The following is a 21,845-nucleotide window of genomic DNA, read 5'->3' on the forward strand; positions in this document are numbered from 1 at the left end:
GCGCGCCCATGCGGCGCGAGACCCCAGCTTGCGCTGGGGTGACGAGACGTAAGGTTATCCCGCCATCGTCATCGGCTCCAGCCCGGCGAGCCGCGTCACCACCGGCGCGACCGGGCGCTGACGCGGCGGCAGGCCGGCGACGGCGCGGGCGATCTCGGCGATATGCGCCGGCGTCGAGCCGCAGCAGCCGCCGAGGATGTTGACCTGCCCGGCATCCGCCCATTCCTTGACCAAGCTGGCGGTCGTTTCCGGCATCTCGTCATACTGGCCGAGTTCGTTGGGCAGCCCGGCGTTCGGGTACACCATGATGAGCGTGTCGGCGATGCCGGCGAGCGTCTTGACGTGCGGGCGGAGCTGCTCGGCACCGAACGAGCAGTTGAGCCCGATCGTCACCGGTTTCGCGTGGCGCACCGCATGCCAGAACGCCTCGACCGTGTGGCCCGACAGGTTGCGGCCGGACAGATCGGTCAGCGTCATCGACAGCATGATCGGCACGTCACGGCCGAGCGCATCGCCCGCTTCGATCGCGGCCATGATGCCCGCCTTCGCGTTCAAGGTATCGAACACCGTCTCGATCAGGATGAAATCGGCGCCGCCTTCGAGCAGCGCATCGGTCTGCTCGCGGTACACGCCTTTCAGGTAATCGAAGTCGATCTCGCGAAAGCCGGGATCGTTGACGTCGGGGCTGAGCGACAGCGTCTTGTTGGTCGGCCCGACCGCACCGGCGACGAAGCGCGGGCGGCCGTCCTTCGCCTGATATTCGTCGGCAATGCGCCGCGCGAGCCGCGCGCTTTCGATGTTGATGTCCTTGACCAGCGCCTCGGCACCGTAATCGGCCTGGCTGATGACGTTCGCGGAGAAGGTGTTGGTCTCGGCGATGTCGGCCCCCGCCTCGAAATAGGCGCGGTGGATCGTCTCGGGAACCTCCGGCTTGGACAGCGCGAGGATGTCGTTGTTGCCCTTCTGGTCCTTGGCCAGCCCGAGGGTGCCGGCATAATCGGCCTCGGAGAGCTTCCAATTCTGGATCTCGGTGCCGAACGCGCCATCGGTGATGAGGATTCGCTTGGCGGCCTCGGCGAGCAGGGATTCACGTGGGGTCATCGTCTTTTTTCCTTCTCCCCTCCCGTCTACGGGAGGGGGCGGGGGAGGGCTTGTCGGAGAAGCGCGCCGTCCGTGGGCAGGCCCTCCCCTAGCCCCTCCCGCAGGCGGGAGGGGAATGGTTATGCCGCTTCCGCGACCTTGGCCGGCACCTTCGCGCGCAGGCCGAGCATATGGCAGATCGCGAAGCTCAGTTCGGCGCGGTTGAGCGTGTAGAAATGAAGCGCGCGCACGTCGCCGGCGTAGAGCTTGCGGCACAGTTCGGCGGCGAGCGTCGCGGCGATGAGCTGGCGCGCGGTGGCATGGTCCTCAAGCCCCTCGAACAGCCGGCCGAGCCATGCCGGCACCTCGGTTCCGCACATCGCCGACATCTTCACGATGCTCGCGAAATTGGTGACGGGCATGATGCCAGGCACCATCTCGGCGGTGATGCCCGCCGCCACCGCACGATCGCGGAAGCGGAAGAAGGTTTCCGGCTCGAAGAAGAACTGCGTGATGCCGCGCGTTGCGCCGGCGTCGATCTTGCGCTTGAGATTGTCGAGATCGTCGCTGACCCCGCGCGAATCCGGGTGGCATTCGGGATAGGCGGCGACCGAAATCTCGAACGGGTGAAGCCGCTTCAACCCCGCCACCAGATCGGCTGCGTTGGCATAGCCTTGCGGATGCGGCACGAAGCCGTCCGCGCCCGGCGCATCGCCGCGCAGCGCGACAATGTGGCGAACCCCCGCCTGCCAATAGGCGTCGGCGATGGCGTCGATCTCGTCCTTCGACGCCTCGACGCAGGTGAGGTGCGCGGCGGCGGGCGTGGCCGTCTCAGACTGGATGCGCGCGACGGTGGCGTGGGTACGCTCGCGAGTCGAGCCGCCCGCGCCATAGGTGACCGAGACGAAGCGCGGGCCGAACGGCTCGAGCGTCTTCACCGTCTCCCACAGCGCCTCTTCCATCTTGGGGGTCTTGGGCGGGAAGAATTCGAACGACACGGCGGTGTCGCCGGCGACGTCGGCGAACAACGGCGCCTCCAGCGCGCGGCGCGCCTCTTCGAGTTGCGAAACCGAGATCGTCATGCCGCCTTCACCTCTTGTACCGTGCGTTCGGCCGTCGCGCGCTTGCGCGCCAGCCAGAGTTTCACCGTCAGTTCGCCGCCTTCGAGCGTCTCGATTCGATCGGGGGCGAGACCGGCGGCGGCGAACCATGTCGTCATCTGCTCGTCGGAAAAGCCGAGCCGGGTGTGCGCGTCGCGCGTGCGCAGTTCCTCGCGATCATGCGGCGCGAAATCCGCGATCAGCAGCCGCCCGCCGGGGTTAAGCACGCGCGCCGCTTCGGTAATCGCCGCGCCGGGCTGCTGCGCGAAATGAAGGACATGGTGGACGATCGCGAGATCGGCGGCTCCGTCGGCGAGCGGCAGCGCGTAGAGATCGGCCTGGCGCAGCTCGGCATTGTCGATGCCGTGGCTCGACAATTTCGCGCGCGCGAGGCGGAGCATCTCGGAACTGCGATCGATCCCCAGCGCCTGTTCGGCGCGGCCGGCGAACAACTCGAGCATCCGCCCGGTGCCGGTGCCGATATCGATCAACTGGCCGATGCGCCCAGCACCGATCACCCCGTCAATCGCCGCCTCCACCTGCTCCTCGGCGATGTGGAGCGAGCGGATCGCGTCCCATTCGCGCGCATTCGCCTCGAACCATTGCGCTGCCGAGGCCGCGCGATCCGCGCGTACCGCGGCGAGGCGCGCGGCATCGGCGGTCGCCCAATGATCGGCCTGGAGCGCGTTCCAGGCGTCCAGCGCATCGGCGACGGGCGAGACCCGGTCGGCGGAACCCAGTGCGACGAATACCCAGCTTCCCTCCTTGCGCCGTTCGGCAAGGCCGGCGTCGCACAGGATCTTGACGTGGCGGCTGACGCGCGGCTGGCTTTGCCCAAGCACCTGCGCGAGTTCGCCCACCGACAACTCCATCGAGCGCAGCAGCGCGAGGATGCGCAACCGCGTCGCGTCCGCCAGCGCGCGGAAGATGTCGAGAGCGATCGTCATGGCGGAAGAAGACATAAAGATATCTTTATATCAGGTCAATGACGCTCGGGCTCGTGACGGACCTTCCCGCGATTGCGCGCGTTGTGCGGCTTCGATATCGCGTATGCCGCACCACGCCGGAGACCCGCCGCCATGAAGAAGATCATCCTCATCGCCCTCGCCGCTTCGCTCGCGCTGCCCGCGTGCAGCCAGAAGGCGCGGGATGAGAGCGCTCAGGCCGGCGACACGATCGCCGCAGACGCCAATGCGACAATGGCCACCGCCGCGAACAGCACCGAGGCGGCCGCCGACAAGGCGTTCGGATCGGCCGAGGCCACACTCGACAATGCCGGCGACGCGATCGGCAACGCCGCGGGCAAGGCCAAGGACAAGACGGGCCGGGCGCTCAAGGACGCCGGCAACGCGATCGAGGATTGATCGCTTGCGCCACACACTCGGCGCGCTGGCGCTGTTGCTCGCGCTGACCGGCTGCGGATCGGTCGCGTCCGCGCCCGGCGCGATAACGGGTGGCGAGGCGCAGGCGCTCAACGACGCGGCGGTGATGCTCGATGCGAACAGCGTAAACGCCGATGTCGCCACCATCGTCGATGACAATCAGGACTAGACCATGAACGATCTCCGGCGTCTCGGCGCGACCGACTTCCACATCCTGCCGCTGGCGCTCGGCGGCAACGTGTTCGGCTGGACCGCCGATCAGACCGCGAGCTTTGCGGTGCTCGATGCGTTCGTGGCCGGCGGCGGCAGTCTGATCGACACCGCCGACGTCTATTCGCGCTGGGCGCCCGGCAACCAAGGCGGTGAATCGGAAGCGATGATCGGCGCCTGGCTCAAGCGGAGCGGCAGACGCGACGACGTGCTGATCGCGACCAAGGTCGGCATGATGCCCACCGAGACGGGATCGCCGCTATCGGCCGACGCGATCATCAGCGGGTGCGAGGCATCATTGAAGCGGCTCGGTGTCGACACGATCGATCTATATTACGCGCACAAGGACGATCCCGAAGTGCCGCTCGACGAAGTGGCGGAGGCGTTCGCGTCGCTGGTCAAGGCTGGCAAGGTACGGGCGCTCGGTGCCTCCAATTACCACGCGGCGCGGCTGAAGGCGGCGGTCGATGCGGCGCGCGCGGCGGGGTTGCCGCATTTCCAGGTGCTCCAGCCCGAGTACAATCTCGTCAGCCGGCATCACTTCGAAGGCCAGCTTCAGGATTATTGCGTCGAACATAATATCGGCGTGCTGCCCTATTACGGGCTCGCCTCCGGCTTCCTCACCGGGAAATACCGCACGCCGGAGGACATGCGGCAAAGCGCGCGCGGCAGCGGCATGGCCGAGTTGATCGCGCGGAAATCGGGCGTGCTTGCCGCGATGGACGCGGTTGCCGACGAGACGGGCGCGACTCTCGCGCAGATCGCTCTCGCGTGGCTCGCCGCGCAACCCGGCGTGGTCGCACCGATCGCCAGCGCGACGAGCGTGACGCAGGTCGAGGATCTGCTCGGCGCGACCCGACTCACGCTCGACACCGGGCAGCTCGACCGGCTGACCAACGCCGGCGCGTGACGGGCGGGACTATACCCCTTCGGTGATGATCACCCGGTAGGTGGCGGCTTTGAGCCGGTGCTGCAACGCCGCCTGATAGCCGGGGCTTTGATACCAGGCCCGCGCCTCCTCCACGCTCGGGAACTCGAGCACGACGACACCGTCGGGCGCGGGGCCTTCGAGCGCATCGGCCGCGCCGTAGAAGGCCAGCCGCTTGACGTCGAACCCGTCGCTGCCGCGTTCGCGGTTCAGACGTTGATATTCCGCCATTTCCGCTTCATCATGAACGGGTTCGTCGCGGATGAAGATCAAATAGGCTGCCATTTGCGTCTCTCGTGACGTGGTGAGTGGACGGTCGGGTTCAGTTCGCAGGCCGGGCTTTCATCGCCTCGATCAGCTTCTTGACCTCCTGGCTGCGGCCGCGTGGCAGGACCAGCACATCGGTGCCGCTGGCGACCACGATCAGATCATCGACGCCGACCAGCGCGACGCGCATGCCATCGGTTCGCACCAGGCAATTGGTCGTGTCGATCGCGATCACCTCGCCGGCGGCACCACTCGCATGCGCATTGCCCGCGGCATCGAGCTCGCTGATCGCGTGCAGCGCATCCCAACTGCCGACGTCGTTCCAGCCCATGCTGACCGGCACGACCGCGACTTGCTCGGCCTTCTCCATCACCGCGTAATCGATGGAATTGTCCGGCGCGGCGGCGAATGCCTCGGCATCGGGAAAGATCCGCGCGCCCTCGCGCCGCGCCTTGGCCATCGCGAGCTGGCAGGCGGCGAGCATCTCGGGCGCATGAACGGCGAGCGCGCCGAGATAATGATCGGCGCGGAACAGGAAGATACCGCCGTTCCAGCTATGGTCGCCCGCCGCCAGCATCGCCTCGGCACGCTCGCGCGGCGGCTTCTCGACGAACTTGGCGACGCGGTGGACGCCGCCCGAAATCTCGTCGCCGACCTTGATCCAGCCATAGCCCGTCTCCGGGGCGTCGGGCGTGATGCCGAAGGTGACGAGCCAACCCTCGGCCACCAGCGGCAGCGCCGCGTGGATCGCGGCGTGAAACGCGTCCACATCCGCGATGACGTGATCCGACGGCATCACCAGCAGCGGGTTCGCGCCTTCGGCCGCAAGCGCGGCGAGCGCGATCGCGGGTGCGGTGTTGCGGCCGGCGGGTTCGAGGATCAGCGCCTGCGCGGTGGCGCCGATGCTGTCGAGCTGCTCATCGATCATGTCGGCGTGCCGCGCGTTGGCGACCACGATCGGCGCGGTGAAATGCTCGCCGCGCGCGCGCATCGCGGTGAGCTGGAACATCGTCTCCTCGGCGGTCAGCGCGAGCATCTGCTTGGGCCGCTCGGGCCGCGACATCGGCCACAGCCGGGTTCCCGATCCTCCGGACAAGATGACAGGCGTGATCGGCGTCGAAGACGGCATCGGGGATTCTCCAGACAGGATTTCGGCGAGGTCGTTCCACGCGCGTAGCAGAATGCGCAGTGAAGGGAAAATGTTGCAATGCGAGGTACGATCGGACCGAAAGTTCGGCCGGATCAAAATGGATCATGCTCGGTCGCGTAGTACGCCATCGCCATCGTCGTCATCTGGGCGTTGACGCGGATGCAACTGGTGAAGGTGCTGGCATCGGTAACGAGCACGTTGGCGACGCCGTGGACGCGGCAATCGAGATCGACCACGCTTGTCGCGGGATCGGTGCCGCGCGCGTTGCCGCCATGCGGGTGCGAGGTGGAAAGCGTCACGTCGTCCGCCTCACGCACGTACCGCTCGAAGAACGCATCGATGTCCTCGTCGCGCCGGAGCGTCGTACCGCGCGCGAGCGCAGGATAGACTTCCAGCGCGCCGGCCGCGAAATGGACACGGGACAGCGTCGCGAGCGCGCGACGTAGGTTGGGCAGTTCCACATCCGCGCGCAGCTTGAGATGCAATGCGCCGTCGATCAGCGAACCCTGCCGATCGACCGGAATCAACACGCCCGCCGAGGCGAGCCGATCGTAATTGCGCATCCGCTGCGCATGATCGCCGATCCAGCCGGGCATCAGCGTCGACATGCTCATCGGCGGTTGAAAGTGCGATTCGAGCAGGAAATCGCGCGCATCGACATAGGTGGCCATCTGGTCCTCGTCCCAGCTCCTCACCGCGTTCGGCATCAGCGCGACCACCGGGCAGGCCATGTTGAACGACAGGCCGGTGCCCGCCTGGCCGATGCCGCTCGCCTGGAGCAGCCGGCTCGATGCCATCGCGCCGCCCGCCACCACCACGCCCTTGCGCGCGCGGACCACGCGCTCATCGCCGCCGGCGAGCGTGACGGTCACCCCGTCGGCGACATGACGGCCATCCTGCCGGTCGTCGCGCCACAGGATCGCCTCGGCCTTGGCTTCGGCGAGGATGCGGGCGCCTTGCGCGCGTGCATCGAGCAAGAATGACTGCGCCATGCCTTGTTTGCGGCCATAGGGGCAGCCGGTGTTGCAATAGCCACAATAGGCGCATTCGGCCGGGCCATTGGGTGGCCCGAAATTCTTGCTGAACCACACCGCCGGCGCCGCCTTGTCGACCGGATCGGCGCTCTCCGCCGCATAGGCCGCCCAGCCCCTGAGCAGATGCGGGCCGTTGTTCCGCCCGGCGCGGTGCGCGATCGGCTGGATCGAGAGTCGCTTGGTGATCGCATCATAAGCGGCGTGGAAGCGCGCGCGATCGACCGGCGCACCGAGGCTCGCCCACCGTTCAAGCACGTCGTCGGCTTGCGGATGCGTCAGGCCGTCGCGGTTGACCGGCAAGCAGATGCCATTGTTGATGACGGTCGAGCCGCCGACACAGCGCCCCTGGAACACGATCACATCATGGTCGCGGCTCGACTGCAGCCCACCATCGATGAAGAGCCGCGAGGTCATCCGACGCTCTTCGTGGCTGAGATCGCGCGACGCCCATAAAGCGCCCGCCTCGACGATCAGCACGTCGTGCCCCTGCCGCGCGAGATTGGCGGCGGCGACCGCGCCCCCGGCGCCCGAGCCGATCACGATGACATCGACCTCCTCGGGCACGTTCGCGTGATCGACCAGGTCGGCATGGCTCAGGTCGCGCTTGTCGTAATGCGTGATCGGCATCTCGCCCGCGCCGCGTTCGCGGTAATACGGGAGCGTGAAGCCGATCTGCGCAAGCACCGGATTGTCTGCGTTGTCGATCTGCCCTTTCTCGTTCGTCTGCGAGGCGCCCTGCCAGTGGCCGTAATAGCCCGCGTAGATGACGCCGCGGATGCGCGCGAGATCCTGCATCAGATCATTCTGCGACCGCTCGAGCCGCCGCGCGATCTTGCGAGCACCCCAGCCCGGCCCGAGCAACAGGAAAAGCGGACCGCCCAGAACAAGACAGACAAGATACAACGTGAGGCCGATTTCACGCGGCTTTCCGCCCTCCATCAAACCAAATTGATGCTGCAGATTGGCCACCACCTGATCGGGCGCAATCGCCATATCGACCTTGTGGAACAGCGCCTTGGTCAGCGCTTTTAAGATACTCGCCTGCAAGACATTGAACGGTTTCTTCATGACGCCCCCCGCGATCATGACTCTCCCATAGCATGATGTCCTCGCGGTTACGATCGCGACATCGCGCTATCGCAAACCGCCGCCGGATCTCCTATCTCGCGCCCAACAGGAGCACGCCCGTCAGCGCGCCCGATTGTTCGAGAGAGATGTTCATGACCGATCCCGTCGTCATCGCCAGCTATGCCCGCACGCCGATGGGCGGCTTCCAGGGCGCGCTCAGCCCGCTCAAGGCGACCGAATTGGGGTCGATCGCAGTCGCTGCGGCGGTCGCGCGCGCCGGCGTGGCGCCCGACGCGATCGAACGCATCTACATGGGGTGCGTGCTGCCGGCTGGCCTCGGGCAAGCGCCGGCGCGGCAGGCAGCGATCGGCGCGGGCCTGCCCGTTTCGGTCGAGGCGACGACGGTCAACAAGATGTGCGGATCGGGCATGCAGGCGGCGATCATGGCCTATGACGCGCTCGCCGCCGGCTCCGCCGATATCGCGGTGGCCGGGGGCATGGAGAGCATGACCAACGCGCCGTACCTGTTGACCAGGCATCGCGGCGGGGCGCGGATCGGCCATGATGCGGTGTACGACAGCATGATGCTCGACGGGCTGGAGGATGCCTATCAGCCGGGCACGCCGATGGGGGTGTTCGCCGAGGATGCCGCGCGCGAATATCAGCTCACCCGCGCCGATCAGGACGACTATGCGCTGCGCTCGCTCGCGCGCGCGCAGGATGCGATCGCGGGCGGCGCGTTCGACCGCGAAATCACGCCCGTCACCGTCAAAGGGCGTGGCGGTGACACCGTGATCGACATCGACGAGCAGCCCGGCAAGGCCAAGCCCGAAAAGATCCCGGCGCTCAAGCCGGCGTTCGTCAAGGACGGCACGGTGACGGCGGCCAACGCTTCGTCGATCTCGGACGGCGCGGCCGCGCTGGTGATGACGCGGCAGAGCGTCGCCGAAAAACTCGGACTGCCCGTGATCGCGCGGGTCGTCGCCACGGCCGCGCACGCGCAGGAGCCCGCGAAATTCACCAGCGCGCCGGTGCCGGCGATCCGCAAGGTGCTCGCCAAGGCGGGTTGGAGCGCGGATGAGGTCGATCTGTTCGAAGTCAACGAAGCGTTCGCGGTGGTGGCGATGATCGCCGCACGCGAACTCGCCATTCCCGCCGAGAAGCTCAACGTCAACGGCGGCGCGACCGCGCTCGGCCATCCGATCGGCGCGTCGGGCGCGCGGATCATGGCGACGTTGCTCGGTGCGCTTGAGGCGCGCGGATTGAAGAAGGGCGTGGCGAGCCTGTGCATCGGCGGCGGCGAGGCGACCGCTGTGGCACTGGAACGGGTGTGACTTGAGCGTCGCCCATGCGCAGGCCGGGCCGGCATATGACGTGGCGACCGGCTCGCCAAACAATGCGCGGCCCGGCCTCGGCCGGGGCTACGGCGGAATCAGCGCAGGTTCGCCGGTCGCCTCAGATCGAGCGTGAGCGGGAACTCGCCCGGAGATTCCTCCTGCGGCACCGGGACTGGACCGGGGGTGTGCCCATAATCCTGGAACCGCGCCTTGCGGCGTGCCTCCGCCTCGAAGCCGTTGACCGGCACTTCGTCGTAATTGCGCCCCCCGGGATGCGCGACATGATAGACGCACCCGCCGAGCGAGCGCTGGCTCCACGTATCGAGCACGTCGAACGTCAACGGCGCGTTGACGGGCAAGCGCGGGTGCAGGCAGTCGGCCGGCGCCCATGCCTTGTAGCGCACGCCGCCGACCACCTCGCCCGGCACGCCGGTCGGCACCATCGGGATGCGGCGACCGTTGCAGGTCAGCACGTGCCGCCCGGCGGTGAGATTGCCCGCCCGCACCTGCAAGCGCTCGGTCGAGCTATCGACATACCGCACCGTACCGCCGATCGCACCCGTTTCGCCCAGGACATGCCACGGTTCGAGCGCATGCGAGATCTCGAGGCTGACGCCACCGGCGTCGATCGTGCCGTGGATCGGGAAGCGGAACTGCCGCTGTGCCTCGAACCACGCCGGATCGAAGGGATAGCCCGCGCGGCCGAGATCCCCGAGTACGTCGAGCAGATCCGCCCACACGAAATGCGGCAGCATGAAGCGGTCGTGCAGCGCGGTGCCCCAACGGGTGAGTTGGCCATGCTGCGGCTCGCGCCAGAACCAAGCGGTCAGCGCGCGTAGCAGCAGTTGCTGGGCGAGGCTCATCCGCGCGTCGGGCGGCATCTCGAACGCGCGAAATTCGACGAGGCCGAGTCGCCCGGTCGGGCCGTCGGGCGAGAAGAACTTGTCGATGCAGATTTCGGTACGGTGCGTGTTGCCGGTCACATCGACGAGCAGGTTGCGAAACAGCCGATCGACGATCCACGCCGGCGGCTGCTCCCCCGCGACCGGCCCCGGCACCTGCGCGAGCGCGATCTCCAGCTCGTAGAGACCGTCATGCCGCGCCTCGTCGATACGCGGGGCCTGGCTGGTCGGGCCGATGAACATCCCCGAGAACAGATAGCTGAGCGCAGGGTGGCGCTGCCAATAGAGCACGAAGCTCTTGAGCAGATCGGGCCGGCGCACGAACGGCGAATCGTACAGCGACGGCCCACCCAACACGATGTGGTTGCCGCCGCCGGTGCCGATCGCACGACCGTCGAGCATGAACTTGTCGGCGGTCATGCCGGCTTTGCGGGCGATGTCGTACAGCGTCTCGGTGATTGCGCTGGTCTCGGCCCAACTCGCTGCGGGGTGGACGTTGACCTCCACCACGCCCGGATCGGGCGTGACCTTGAGCACTTTGAGGCGCGGATCGGGGGGCGGCGCATAGCCTTCGATCCGCACGGGCACACCGAGCGTGGCCGCCGCCGCTTCGACCTCGGCGATAAGTTCGAGATAATCGTCGATCGCGCGCATCGGCGGCATGAAGACCGACAGGAAATGTCCGCGCGGTTCGGCCGTGACCGCGGTGCGAACGGCGCCGGCAACGATCTCCTGCTCGACGCGCTGCTGCGGCTGCGCGCCCGACACCGGGGGGCGCTGCGTGATCCGCTGTTCGGTGGCGGGCGCCGCCTCGCGCGCCATCGCGGGGCGCTGGGTGCGGAAATCGGGCAGCGGTTCGCGTGGTTCACTGGTGTCGCGCGGGTTGATGTAAGGATATTCGGACGGCGGCACATAAGGCAAAGAGCCGAGCGGCAGGCGATAGCCGAGCGCGCTGTCGCCCGGCACCGTATAGAGCTTGCCGCGCCGCAGCTTCCATTGCTCGGTCAGCCACCCCCGCTCCACCTTGCTCTGCCATTTCTGCACCGGCAGCACATAGCCAATCGGCGTGGAGAGCCCGCGCTCGAACGCGCGCACCATGCGGCTGCGCGCTTCCGGATCGTCGATCTTGGGGTCGTCAGGCGAGGTGTTGACCGGCAGTTCGGCTTCCTTGAGCGACCAGGCGAGCGGATCTTCATAGGCCGGCACGACATGGCCGTTGGGCAGACCGAGCCCGGAGGCGAGCAGATCGAGGAAGCGTTCGGCCGTCTCGGCCGTCACGGCCGGCTTGCCGGTGCCGTCCTCCTCGGCGATCAGCCCGGCATCGCGCCAGATCGGGACGCCGTCATCACGCCAATACGCGGCATAAGCCCAGCGCGGCAGCGTCTCGCCAGGATACCATTTGCCCTGGCCATGATGGAGCAGCCCGCCGGGCGCGAACCGTGCGCGCAACTCCCGGATCAGCGTGTCGGCATAAGCCGCCTTTGTCGGGCCGACCGCATCGCCGTTCCATTCCGGCGCCGAACCGCCGTTCGCCGCGACGAAGGTGGGTTCGCCGCCGATCGTGAGGCGGACATCCTGCGCCGCGAGATCGGCATCGACGCGGTGCCCCAGGGCATCGAGCGCCGCCCAGCGATCATCGGTGAACGGTCGCGTGATCCGTACCGCTTCGGCGATGCGCGACACGCTCATCTCGAAATGGAAATCGACCTCCGCAGGCTCGGCCATGCCGCTGATCGGTGCGGCCGAGCGGTAGTGCGGCGTCGCGCACAGCGGGATATGCCCTTCGCCGGCGAACATCCCGGATGTGGCATCGAGACCGATCCAGCCGGCGCCCGGGATATACACCTCGGCCCAGGCATGCAGATCGACCACGTCCTGGGCGACTCCCTTCGGCCCTTCGACCGGTTCGACATCGGCGACGAGTTGGATCGAATACCCCGACACGAAGCGCGCCGCGAAACCGAGCCGGCGCAGCAACTGCACCAGCAACCACGCGCTGTCACGGCACGAACCCTGGCCGATCTCGAGCGATTCCTCCGGCGTCTGCACGCCGCTCTCCATGCGGATGATGTAGCCGATCCGCTCCTGGAGCTTCGCATTGATATCGACGAGGAAGTCGATCGTCCGGCCGCGGTGCTGGGCGTGCTGCGCCACCAGCGCTTCGAACAGCGGCCCTTGCGGTTCGAGGTCGAAATAGGCGGCGAGATCGATCCTCAGCGCATCGTCATAGTGAAACGGGTAGTTTTCGGCATAATCCTCGACGAAGAAGTCGAACGGATTGATGACGTCGAGATCGGCGAGCAGATCGACCTCGATCGTGAAATGATCGACCGGATCGGGAAACACGATCCGCGCCAGCCAATTGGCGTGCGGATCCTGCTGCCAGTTGAGGAAATGGCCGGCCGGCTCGATTTTCAGCGCGTAATTCGGCACCTTGGTGCGGCTGTGGGGCGCCGGGCGCAGCCGGATCACCTGCGGCCCGAGCCGGATCGGGCGGCTGTATTTATAGGCGGTGAGATGGCGCAGACCGGCTTTGAGCATGAGACCAAACAGACGGCATGCGTTGCAGCTATGCAACCAAAATCTTGAAAAGCTTTCCTGGCGCGAAACTCGCGTCGCCGGGTCGCGTTGAGCGGAAACAATCCCGATCGGAGACTGCGAGTGGCCGCATATACCTGCCCCAATTGCCGGCAGCGTCTCCATTTCGAATCGCGCGTCTGCCCGAGTTGCGCGCATCCGCTCGGCTTCGCGCCCGTCGCCAACCGCTTCCTTCACCTCGATGTCGCCGATGGCGCGTGGCGTGACGCGCGCGGCGCGGCCGCGATGGTGCAGCCGTGCGCGAACACGCGGTACGGCGTGTGTAACTGGGTGGTCGATCGTGGCGACCCCCAATCGATGTGCCTCGCCTGCCGGCACAACCGCACGATCCCGGACCTCGGCGTGCCCGGCGTGCTCGAACGCTGGACCCGGATCGAGGACGCCAAGCGCCGCGTGCTGCATGGGCTGATGCGTCTCGGGCTCAAATTGGAAACCAAGGCGCAGAACATCCACGGCCTCGCCTTCGATTTCCTCTACGATCCGTCCGCGGAGCAAGGTTATGCGCCCCGGCATTTCACCGGCCATGAAAACGGCCTCATCACGCTCAACCTGGTCGAAGCCGACGATGCGCAACGCGAACGCATCCGCCGCCAGATGGGTGAGCCGTACCGAACCCTGGTCGGGCATTTCCGGCACGAAATCGGCCATTATGTATGGTCGCGGCTGATCGAATTCGGGCCGGACCTCATCCCGTTCCGCGCGCTGTTCGGCGACGAGCGCGCCGATTATCAGGCGGCGCTGCAGGCGCATTACACCAATCCACCCCGCCCCGGCTGGGAGGACCATTATGTCTCCGCCTACGCGACGATGCACCCGTGGGAGGATTTCGCCGAAACCTTCGCGCACCACTCGCACATCGTCGATACGCTCGCGACGATCGGCGAGTTCGGCACCCGGCTCGATCCGATGCCCGCGGCAGCGCCGGGCACACCCGACAGCGTGATCGACTTCGATCCCTACAGCGCCGATACCGCGACGCTGACCGCCCACTGGATTCCGTTCGCGTTCGCGATCAACGAGATCAACCGCAGCATGGGCCAGCCGGATCTCTACCCCTTCCGGCTATCGCCGGGGGTGGTCCTGAAGCTCGATTTCGTCAACCGGCTGGTCGCCTTCTACGCCGGCCGCTGGGCGCCGGGCGAAGCCGAAGCGAGCGACATCAGGGCGCTGGCGGCGACGCTCGGGCAAGGTGTCGAACTGGGCGCGGGGTGACCCGGAAACGGCCGCGGCATTCGCGCGTTTTGTCAGGTGAAGGAGAGTGCCATGCCGCGCGGAGACAAGGACGCCTATACCGACAAGCAGAAGCGCAAGGCCGAGCATATCGAGGAAAGCTATGAGGATCGCGGCGTTTCCAAAAAGGAAGCCGAGGCGCGCGCCTGGGCGACGGTGAACAAGGAATCGGGCGGCGGCAACAAATCCGGCTCGGGGCGCGGCAAGCCCGACACGCATGTCTCGTCATCGCGCGGCGGCAAGGCGCACGCATCCGGTTCGGCCGAACAACGCTCGGCGGCGGCGCGCAAGGGCTGGGTGACACGGCGCAAGAACGCCGGCGGATGAGGCTGTCGCACTAACGGGGTACGGAATTTATCCTCCGAACCGCACGCCGATCCACAGGGTGCGCGGCGTTCCTAAGTCCATCGATCCCGCCTGGTTGCGCGTCACCACCGTCGCGTCGAGCAGATTTTCCGCGCGCGCTATCACCGCGAGACCCTTGCGCACGGGTAGCTTGGCGAAAGCGTCAACGGTGGTCGCCGCGCGCAGCACGTCGGTCTGGAGATCATCCTCATATTGCTTGCCGACATAGCGTGCGGTGAGCGAGGCGAACCAAGCCGAACGCGGCCGCCACGCCAGTGTCGCGCTCGCGGTGTGTCGTGGGCTCTGGGCCGGGACCAAGCCGTCGAACGCCATACCGGGCGCATCGACCGCGCTATCGCTGAACGCATAGCTCGCTGATAGGTCGATCGCGCCGCGCCGCCAGTCGAAGCTCGCTTCGACACCTTTGGCGACGACCGCGTTGACGTTGCCGCGTCGCCGAAGCGTGGGCGATATCGTCAGGTTGGCGATCGCGTCGCCGAGCCGGTTGTAGAAGCCGGTCAGGCTCACCGTCATGCCCGGCAGCGGACGCGCGTCGATACCGCCCTCGACTCCGCGCAATCGCTCGGGCGATAGATTGGCATTGGCCTGCGTCGTCACCGGGAACACGGTGAAAGGCCGGTACAGCTCATTGAGCGTCGGCAGCCGGAAGCCGGTATAGCCGGCCAGCCGCAGATCCACCATGCCGAGCTTGAACAACGCCCCCGCCCGCCCCGTCGCCTCGGTACCGTCGCGATCCGGGAAGACCGTGTCGGTGGTGAGCAGGCCGGCCGCGTTGCGCTGACGAAAGCGCCCGTTGGTGATCGTCCAGTGATCGGCGCGCACCCCGCCGGTCAACACCAGCCGCCCGAGCGTCCAGTCATCCTCGACGAACAGCCCGGCGACACTCGTGTCGCCGCCGGCGTTGCGCCGCGCGGTGACGAGGCCGGTCGCGCCGTAGGCATCTTCGAACAACTGCCCGTCCGCGAGGCGAAAGTCGCCGCCGACACGCAGCACGTGATCCCCGCCCACCGGCGGACGCAATTCGATCTTGCCGCCGACACCGGTCGAAGGCGTGTTGCGCTGGTCGAGCGTGAGCTTGAAGGTGGACGAACTGATGACCTTGTTCGCGAAGGTGCGGGCCTGCACATAGGCGAGCACATCGACCTGCCAGACCCCGCGCGAGATCAGCCGTACGCTGGCGTCCTCGCCGCTCGAAGCCGAATCGGCGCCGGCGAAGCGCAGCGTGCGATTGTCGCCGAACACGAGCCCGCGAAACTGAACCTCGCTGCCCGGCCCGAGCGGCGCGACCGCGCGCAACCCCGCCGACCAGTCACGGTAGCGCGCTGGCGCGCTGGCGACGGTCCGCTGCTCGGCAGGCGTGGTCTGGAAGCCGTCGCCGCGATCGAACTGGCCGGACAGGGCGACGAAGCCGCTGCCGACCGTGGGCGCGACGGTGGCGCTGAGCGCCTGCGCGTTGCGGCTGCCGTACAGCGCCTCCCCCGAGACGGGCGGCAGATCGGCGCGGCTCGCGCTCGTCATTTCGATCGTGCCCGCCACCGCCCCCGCCCCGAACGGCCCCGATCCACCCCCGCGCGTCACGCGGATGCCGCCGAGGCGGGCGGGGACAATGGCATTGAACGGGATGTAACCGAAGAATGGATCGGCGATCGGCACGCCGTCGAGCAGCACCAAAGTCCGGCTCGACGCGTTGCCGCCAAGCGCGCGCAGCGTCGCGCCTTGCGCGGACGGGTTGGCCGAACGACTGTCGGAGCGGCGGAACTGCTGAAAACCGGCCACATCAAGCAGCACGTCCTCGACCCGGCCGGATGCGTCGTTGGTCAGCCGCGCGCGGTCGATCGTCACCGATCCATAAGCGGGGGTGCCCGGCGGCAGATCGAGCCCGCGCCCGAGCACGACGATATCGCCGGTCGCCGGATCGACGGCCTGGGCGTGTGCGTTCGCTGCGGTCAGAAGCCCCGCGAGCAGCATCGGCACGCGCATCGCGCGGGGCATCGTGATAGTGTACGCCGCCATCATGCCGGAATGCTTGGCCACCCGCCGCACTTCGGTCAACAAAAGGAATTCGCTTGGAAAAAGACCAACCCGCCGCGCCGGCCCCGGATCGCCGCATCGCGCTGCTGATCGATGCCGACAACGTATCGCACAGCAACATCGCGGCGATGCTGGCGGAACTGTCGAAATACGGCACCGCCAACATCCGACGCGCCTATGGCGACTGGGGCAGCGCCGGCCTCAAGGGCTGGCGCGACAAGCTCCACGAATTCGCGATTCGGCCAATCCAGCAGTTCAGCTATTCGGCCGGCAAGAACGCGACCGACATCGCGCTCGTCATCGATGCGATGGAATTGCTCTACACGCAGAAGCCGGACGCATTTTGCATCGCATCGAGCGACGCCGATTTCACGCCGCTGGTGATGCAGTTGAAGGCCAATGGTCACGATGTGTACGGGTTCGGTGAACGCAAGACCCCGTCGCCGTTCGTCAATGCCTGCACCACCTTCCTGTATCTCGACAGCCTCGATGGCGGCGCGGCGAAGGACGCGGCCGCCGAACCGGCCGCCAAGCCCAAGGCGAGCAAGAAAGCCGCCGACAAACCTGCCGCTACGGCCAAATCGCTGACCCAGGACGCCAAACTGATCGCGCTGCTGCGCGGCGCGGTCGAGGCATCCGCCTGGGACGATGGCTGGGCGTCGATGTCGGCGGCTGGCAGCACCGCCAAACGCCAGGCGCCGATCGACCCGCGCAACTATGGCGTGAAGAACTTCCCAGCCTTGTTCGAGGCGACCGGCGCGTTCGAGATCGTCAAGGGCGACAACGGCCAGACCTATGTCGCCGACAAGCGCAACGCGGATCGGACGCCCAAGCCGGCGCTATAACCCAACCCCGTTCGTCCCGAGCGAAGTCGAGGGACGTACCCCAGGCGCAGGTGTCTCGACTTCGCTCGACACGAACGGTTGAGGTATGTCCGGCGGATCGGCAGCACTCATACGTCATGCCGGACGTGTTCCGGCATCCACCGTTCCGCACATCGATCCGCGGCGGGTCTCGCGGGACCGTGGATCCCGGAACAGTCCGGGATGACGGATCAATGCGTGAGAAACGGCGCTATAGCCCTCAAACCGTCATCCCTTGCAACAGCTTGGGCACATCGCCGCTCTCGCCGCGGGCCTCGGCCATGAAGCGGTTCTTGAGCGGCGGCAGCCGGTCGACCGCCGACAGACCGAAGCGGCGCACAGCGTTTGCCGCCTTGCCCGGAATGCCGAACAGGTGCGTCAGCCCGTCGGTCGCCGCCGCGACCATGAACGTATCGAGACTGCGCCAGCGTTCGTAGCGCGTCAGCACCTGCCGGTCACCGAGATCGAGTCCGGTGCGTTTCGCCTCGACCAGCACCTCGACCAACGTCGCCACATCGCGGAAGCCGACGTTGACACCCTGCCCGGCGATCGGGTGGATGCCGTGGGCGGCGTCTCCCACGAGCGCGAGCCGCTCGGCGGTGATCGTCGCGGCATGGTGGAAGCCGAGCGGATAGCTCTGCCGCTGGCCGAGTGGCCCGAGCTTGCCCAAGAATCCACCCATCTTCTTGTCGCATTCGGCGAGGAAGCCACGCTCGGACAATTTGATCATCCCCGGCGCCTCGTGGCGCTTGACCGACCAGACGATCGCGGAGCGATGGCCCTGATCGTCGTCGTTGAGCGGCAGGATGGCGAACGGGCCTTGCGGGTAGAAAATCTCGAACGCGATATTTTCATGAGGATGCTCATGGTGGAGCGACGTGACGATCGCCGCGTGATCGTACTGCCAGCGCGCGACCTTGAGGCCGGCCGCTTCGCGCGTCGGCGACGCGCGCCCCTCGGCGGCGATCAGCAGCGGTGCATGGATGATCTCGCCCGACGACAAGGTGACCGAGACGCCGTTCGCATCGCGCGCGGTGGCAACCGCGCGGGTCTTCATCCGCACCTCGACCCCGTCCGCCGCCTGAGCCGCTTCATAAAGAGCGCGGCGCAGCAGGCGGTTCTCGAACATCGTGCCGAGCGCGCCCTCGCCGGGTTCGGGCGCAAAATCGAGCTTGCCCGGCGCGAGACCGTCGCTGACGCGAATGCCTTCGATGGGGCACCCCATTCCGTCGAGCCGGTCGAGCACGCCGATCGCACCGAGCAGACGGGTCGGCGCGCTGGCGATCGCCGAGGCGCGCCCGTCGAAACCGGCGGCGAGGATCACGTCGGGATCGGCGATGTCGATCACGATCGCGCTCAGCTTGTGCGCCGACAGCGCCACGGCGAGCGCGCTGCCGACCAGCCCGCCACCCAGAATGATTACGTCCGCTCGGTTCATGCCGTTCGCTCTAGCGTTCCTGAAGGCCGGTGCCAAACCCTGAACGCGCGCCACACCGCTCAGGCGGGCGTGAACCTGAGCGCGACGCCGTTCATGCAATAGCGCTTGCCGGTCGGCGGCGGCCCATCATCGAAGACATGGCCGAGATGCCCACCGCAGCGGCGGCAATGCACTTCGGTGCGCGACATGCCGAGCGATGCGTCGTTGCGGGTCCGCACCGCGTTCGGCAGCGGCGCCCAGAAACTCGGCCAGCCGGTGCCGCTGTCAAACTTGGTCCTGGACGAAAACGCCGGCAGCACGCAGCCGGCGCAGGCGAACACGCCCTTGCGATGCTCTTCGTTGAGCGGGCTGGTGAAAGGGCGTTCAGTGCCTTCGTGGCGCAGCACGGCATAGGCGGCGGGAGAAAGCTTCGCCTTCCACTGAGCGTCCGGCAAAGTGACCTCGAAATGCTCGGGCGGGGCGGCGGCGGCGCCACGGCACCCGAACAACAGGAAAGCCCCCGCCCCCGAGGCGGAGAGCGTCAGGAACTGTCTGCGATCGTGCATTCCAGAGAACCTTTTCGAAGGATGGAAAGCATATAGGTACGCGGGGCGCGAATGCACGGATGCGCGCCGCGCACCAGCGAGCGGCGATCAGGACGTGGGCGTTCCGCTGAGCGCCTGGCCCACCGTTGCGACACGACGCTTGAACCAGCTCCCGCTCCCCGATTGCAGTACGCCACGCCGAAACGCGCGCGCACCGATCGTGATCGCGATTCCCACCCACAGCGCCTGCCACGCCAGCGCGAGCAGATGCGGCCACACGTGCGGGAAGTTGGCCGCATGTGCCGCCATCGCGAACGGCGAGCTGAACGGAAAAATCTCGGCGAAGCGCGTCACCCAATTGTCCGCGCCGCCAGCCGCGCGCAGCGCCAGGCTGAACATCAGCACCTGGACGATCGTGATCGGTAGCGACAGCATCTGCAATTCGCGCGGGGTGGTCGCCTGCGCGCCGACGCCGAGGAACACCGCACCGAGCAGCATGTAGGCCATGGCGAAATAGGCGAAGAACAATGGCACGAAGAGCGGCAGGCCGATCGCCGGGCCGATCTCGCCCAGGCCGCCCGCCATGCTCGCCGGCAGGATCGCGGTGAGCTGGCTGGCGAGCGTGCCCCAGAAGCCGACGAACAACACCGCCGAGCCGAACATGCCGAGCAACTTGCCGAAGAACACCGCCTCCAGCGGAACGGCGGCGGCGAGGATTTCGATCACCTTGTTGTTACGCTCCTCGGCCATCGTGCCGACCGCTTGGCCGGACAGCAGCAGCGACAGGAAGAAGATACCGAACACGCTGAAGAACGCCGCCTGGCCGTGCCCACCCGAGGAGGCGCGTTCGCGTGCGATGGGGGTGAAGGTGGCCGCTGAGAGCGGGCGCGCGCCGCTCGCCGCAGCGCGCAGCGTCCCCTCGGCGAGTTCGGCGAGATAGCGAGAGTCGCCGCGCCCCTGCGCGCCGTAAAGGATGATCGGAGCCGCGAGATCGCCATAAAGCGCGGCGGTGGTGTCCGGCCCCGCGCCGGCGAACACCGCACGCGCTTGCGTGGCGGGCGTGGTGCCGGGCGTCTCGAACGTCAGCACCGGGGGCTGATCGGAACGGCCGAACAATTTGCGAAGCCGCGCATCCGTGGCGCGCATCGCCGCCTGCCGCTCGGGCGCGACGATCGCGACGATCTGCGCCTTGTCGGCAGCGTTGGTCGCCATCGACGTGGCGCCCCCTGCTCCGACCAACCCGAACGACAGCATGATGATCGGCGAGAGCAGGAACAGCAGGAAGGTCGGCGTGAACACGGTCGCGACGAAATCGCGGCGCGCGATCGTCAGCGTCTGGCGGACGATACGGTTGGACCAGACGCTCATGCCGAAATCTCCTGCGTCGCGTCGAGCGCACTGGCGCCGACGATGCGGACGAAGGCGTCGTGCAGCCCCGGCCGCTCTATCGAAAGTCCGGCGATGCCGTGCCCACCGTCGATCAGCCGCCGTAGCGCCGCCTCGACGCCGCCATCTGGCACCGGAAAGTGCCAGCCATCGCGCTGATGCACCGCGCCGTCCGGCAGGTAGGCGGCCAGGCCGGGCTCGTCGCGGTCGGGTATGTAATGCGCGCGCATCGGCAGCAATCCGCGTGCCTCGGCGACGGTGCCTTCAAAACGATGCTTGCCGCCGGCGATGATGGTCAGCCGGTCGCACAGCCGCTCGGCGTGGGCCATGACGTGGGTCGACATGACGATCGTCGCGCCACGGTCGCGCTCGGCGAGGATCAGCGTTTCGAGCCGCTCCTGATTGACCGGGTCCAGCCCGGAGAAAGGCTCGTCGAGCACCAGCAGTTCGGGCTGATGAACGACCGAGCCGAGCAATTGGACGAACTGCGCCATGCCTTTCGACAGCTTGCGGATCCTGGTGTCGGCGGCATGGCCGAGACCCGCGCCTTCCATCAGCGTGACGGCGCGCTTGCGCCCGGCCTTGAGATCGAGGCCGCGCAAGGCGCCCATGAACGCGATCGCGTCCTTGGCGCGCATCCCCGGATACAGGCCGCGCTCCTCGGGGAGATAGCCGACCCGGTCGCTCGCGTCGCGCGGGTGGGTGTGGCCGAGCAGCGTGCGATGCCCGCCGTCGGGCTCTATGATGCCGAGCAGCATGCGCAACGTCGTGGTCTTGCCTGCACCGTTTGGCCCGAGCACACCGTAGATCGCGCCGCGCGGCACGGCGACGTCGACGCCATCGACCACACGCTTTCCGCCGAAGTTCTTGACCAGCCCTGTCGCATGGATGGCAAACGCGTTCGTCAAACCTACCTCCGTTCGTCCCGAGCGATGCCGAGGACGGGGCGCA

19 protein-coding genes are annotated in these 21,845 nt (G+C 67.3%); 7 read left to right on the forward strand and 12 right to left on the reverse strand.

Annotation, left to right across the window (positions count from 1 at the left end; all coding sequences use genetic code 11):
* Positions 1-54: 54 nt before the first annotated feature.
* From PX554_RS07555 to PX554_RS07565, 3 genes are all read right to left on the reverse strand, one after another.
* Complete coding sequence (locus tag PX554_RS07555) at positions 55-1,101, reverse strand: homocysteine S-methyltransferase family protein (protein WP_275500377.1); 1,047 nt, start codon at positions 1,099-1,101, stop codon at positions 55-57.
* 119 nt (positions 1,102-1,220) lie between these two features.
* Positions 1,221-2,162: a methylenetetrahydrofolate reductase [NAD(P)H] gene (metF, locus tag PX554_RS07560; protein WP_275500379.1), complete on the reverse strand. Its 942-nt coding sequence runs from the start codon at positions 2,160-2,162 to the stop codon at positions 1,221-1,223.
* Positions 2,159-3,127: an ArsR/SmtB family transcription factor gene (locus PX554_RS07565; protein ID WP_093223011.1), complete on the reverse strand. Its 969-nt coding sequence runs from the start codon at positions 3,125-3,127 to the stop codon at positions 2,159-2,161. The genes metF and PX554_RS07565 overlap by 4 nt, the downstream gene beginning before the upstream one ends.
* Before the next feature lie 132 nt (positions 3,128-3,259).
* On the opposite strand from PX554_RS07565, the gene PX554_RS07570 reads away from it, so the two are divergent.
* From PX554_RS07570 to PX554_RS07580, 3 genes are read left to right on the forward strand one after another with little or no spacing between them, the layout of a single operon-like run.
* Complete coding sequence (locus PX554_RS07570) at positions 3,260-3,544, forward strand: hypothetical protein (protein WP_275500381.1); 285 nt, start codon at positions 3,260-3,262, stop codon at positions 3,542-3,544.
* A gap of 4 nt (positions 3,545-3,548) precedes the next feature.
* The gene (locus tag PX554_RS07575; RefSeq protein WP_275500383.1) at positions 3,549-3,731 is read left to right on the forward strand and encodes a hypothetical protein; all 183 of its coding nucleotides are present in this window, start codon (positions 3,549-3,551) and stop codon (positions 3,729-3,731) included.
* A 3-nt stretch (positions 3,732-3,734) separates the two neighbouring features.
* Positions 3,735-4,682, forward strand: a complete 948-nt coding sequence (locus PX554_RS07580) for an aldo/keto reductase (protein WP_275500384.1) — start codon at positions 3,735-3,737, stop codon at positions 4,680-4,682.
* A gap of 9 nt (positions 4,683-4,691) precedes the next feature.
* On the opposite strand, the gene PX554_RS07585 is transcribed toward PX554_RS07580, so the two are convergent.
* The 3 genes from PX554_RS07585 to PX554_RS07595 all read right to left on the reverse strand — a co-directional run bounded on the left by PX554_RS07585 (position 4,692) and on the right by PX554_RS07595 (position 8,219).
* A complete protein-coding gene (locus tag PX554_RS07585) occupies positions 4,692-4,973 on the reverse strand; it encodes a DUF1330 domain-containing protein (protein WP_275500386.1) in 282 nt (93 codons plus the stop codon).
* A gap of 49 nt (positions 4,974-5,022) precedes the next feature.
* The gene (locus PX554_RS07590; protein ID WP_420833439.1) at positions 5,023-6,030 is read right to left on the reverse strand and encodes a mannose-1-phosphate guanylyltransferase; all 1,008 of its coding nucleotides are present in this window, start codon (positions 6,028-6,030) and stop codon (positions 5,023-5,025) included.
* Between the two features lie 179 nt (positions 6,031-6,209).
* Positions 6,210-8,219: a GMC family oxidoreductase N-terminal domain-containing protein gene (locus tag PX554_RS07595; RefSeq protein ID WP_275500392.1), complete on the reverse strand. Its 2,010-nt coding sequence runs from the start codon at positions 8,217-8,219 to the stop codon at positions 6,210-6,212.
* Positions 8,220-8,371: 152 nt separating this feature from the next.
* On the opposite strand from PX554_RS07595, the gene PX554_RS07600 reads away from it, so the two are divergent.
* Positions 8,372-9,553 (forward strand): acetyl-CoA C-acyltransferase, encoded by a 1,182-nt coding sequence (locus tag PX554_RS07600; protein WP_275500393.1) that lies wholly within the window; start codon positions 8,372-8,374, stop codon positions 9,551-9,553.
* A 98-nt stretch (positions 9,554-9,651) separates the two neighbouring features.
* On the opposite strand, the gene PX554_RS07605 is transcribed toward PX554_RS07600, so the two are convergent.
* Entirely contained in the window at positions 9,652-12,999 is a 3,348-nt protein-coding gene (locus tag PX554_RS07605; protein ID WP_275500396.1) for a transglutaminase family protein, read from the reverse strand.
* Between the two features lie 120 nt (positions 13,000-13,119).
* On the opposite strand from PX554_RS07605, the gene PX554_RS07610 reads away from it, so the two are divergent.
* Together PX554_RS07610 and PX554_RS07615 are read left to right on the forward strand one after the other, a co-directional pair.
* Positions 13,120-14,268: a zinc-binding metallopeptidase family protein gene (locus tag PX554_RS07610; protein WP_275500398.1), complete on the forward strand. Its 1,149-nt coding sequence runs from the start codon at positions 13,120-13,122 to the stop codon at positions 14,266-14,268.
* 51 nt (positions 14,269-14,319) lie between these two features.
* The gene (locus PX554_RS07615) at positions 14,320-14,613 is read left to right on the forward strand and encodes a plasmid stabilization protein (RefSeq protein ID WP_275500400.1); all 294 of its coding nucleotides are present in this window, start codon (positions 14,320-14,322) and stop codon (positions 14,611-14,613) included.
* Between the two features lie 27 nt (positions 14,614-14,640).
* Here PX554_RS07615 and PX554_RS07620 read toward each other — a convergent pair whose 3' ends face one another.
* Entirely contained in the window at positions 14,641-16,644 is a 2,004-nt protein-coding gene (locus tag PX554_RS07620; RefSeq protein WP_275500978.1) for a TonB-dependent receptor plug domain-containing protein, read from the reverse strand.
* A gap of 74 nt (positions 16,645-16,718) precedes the next feature.
* On the opposite strand from PX554_RS07620, the gene PX554_RS07625 reads away from it, so the two are divergent.
* Positions 16,719-17,528: an NYN domain-containing protein gene (locus tag PX554_RS07625; RefSeq protein WP_275500402.1), complete on the forward strand. Its 810-nt coding sequence runs from the start codon at positions 16,719-16,721 to the stop codon at positions 17,526-17,528.
* A 238-nt stretch (positions 17,529-17,766) separates the two neighbouring features.
* On the opposite strand, the gene PX554_RS07630 is transcribed toward PX554_RS07625, so the two are convergent.
* The 4 genes from PX554_RS07630 to PX554_RS07645 form a co-directional block, all read right to left on the reverse strand.
* Positions 17,767-18,984 (reverse strand): UbiH/UbiF/VisC/COQ6 family ubiquinone biosynthesis hydroxylase, encoded by a 1,218-nt coding sequence (locus tag PX554_RS07630; RefSeq protein ID WP_275500404.1) that lies wholly within the window; start codon positions 18,982-18,984, stop codon positions 17,767-17,769.
* A gap of 59 nt (positions 18,985-19,043) precedes the next feature.
* Positions 19,044-19,529, reverse strand: coding sequence for a peptide-methionine (R)-S-oxide reductase MsrB (gene msrB / locus PX554_RS07635; RefSeq protein ID WP_275500406.1), 486 nt, complete (start codon positions 19,527-19,529; stop codon positions 19,044-19,046).
* A gap of 87 nt (positions 19,530-19,616) precedes the next feature.
* A complete protein-coding gene (locus tag PX554_RS07640) occupies positions 19,617-20,876 on the reverse strand; it encodes an ABC transporter permease (protein WP_275500408.1) in 1,260 nt (419 codons plus the stop codon).
* On the reverse strand, positions 20,873-21,802 hold the full coding sequence (locus PX554_RS07645; RefSeq protein ID WP_275500410.1) for an ABC transporter ATP-binding protein: 930 nt from the start codon (positions 21,800-21,802) through the stop codon (positions 20,873-20,875). Before PX554_RS07645 ends, PX554_RS07640 begins: the two co-directional genes overlap by 4 nt.
* Between the last annotated feature and the right edge of the window lie 43 nt (positions 21,803-21,845).

The sequence above is a fragment of the Sphingomonas pollutisoli genome (assembly GCF_029167165.1).
In the GTDB taxonomy this organism is placed as follows: Bacteria; Pseudomonadota; Alphaproteobacteria; order Sphingomonadales; family Sphingomonadaceae; genus Sphingomonas; species Sphingomonas pollutisoli.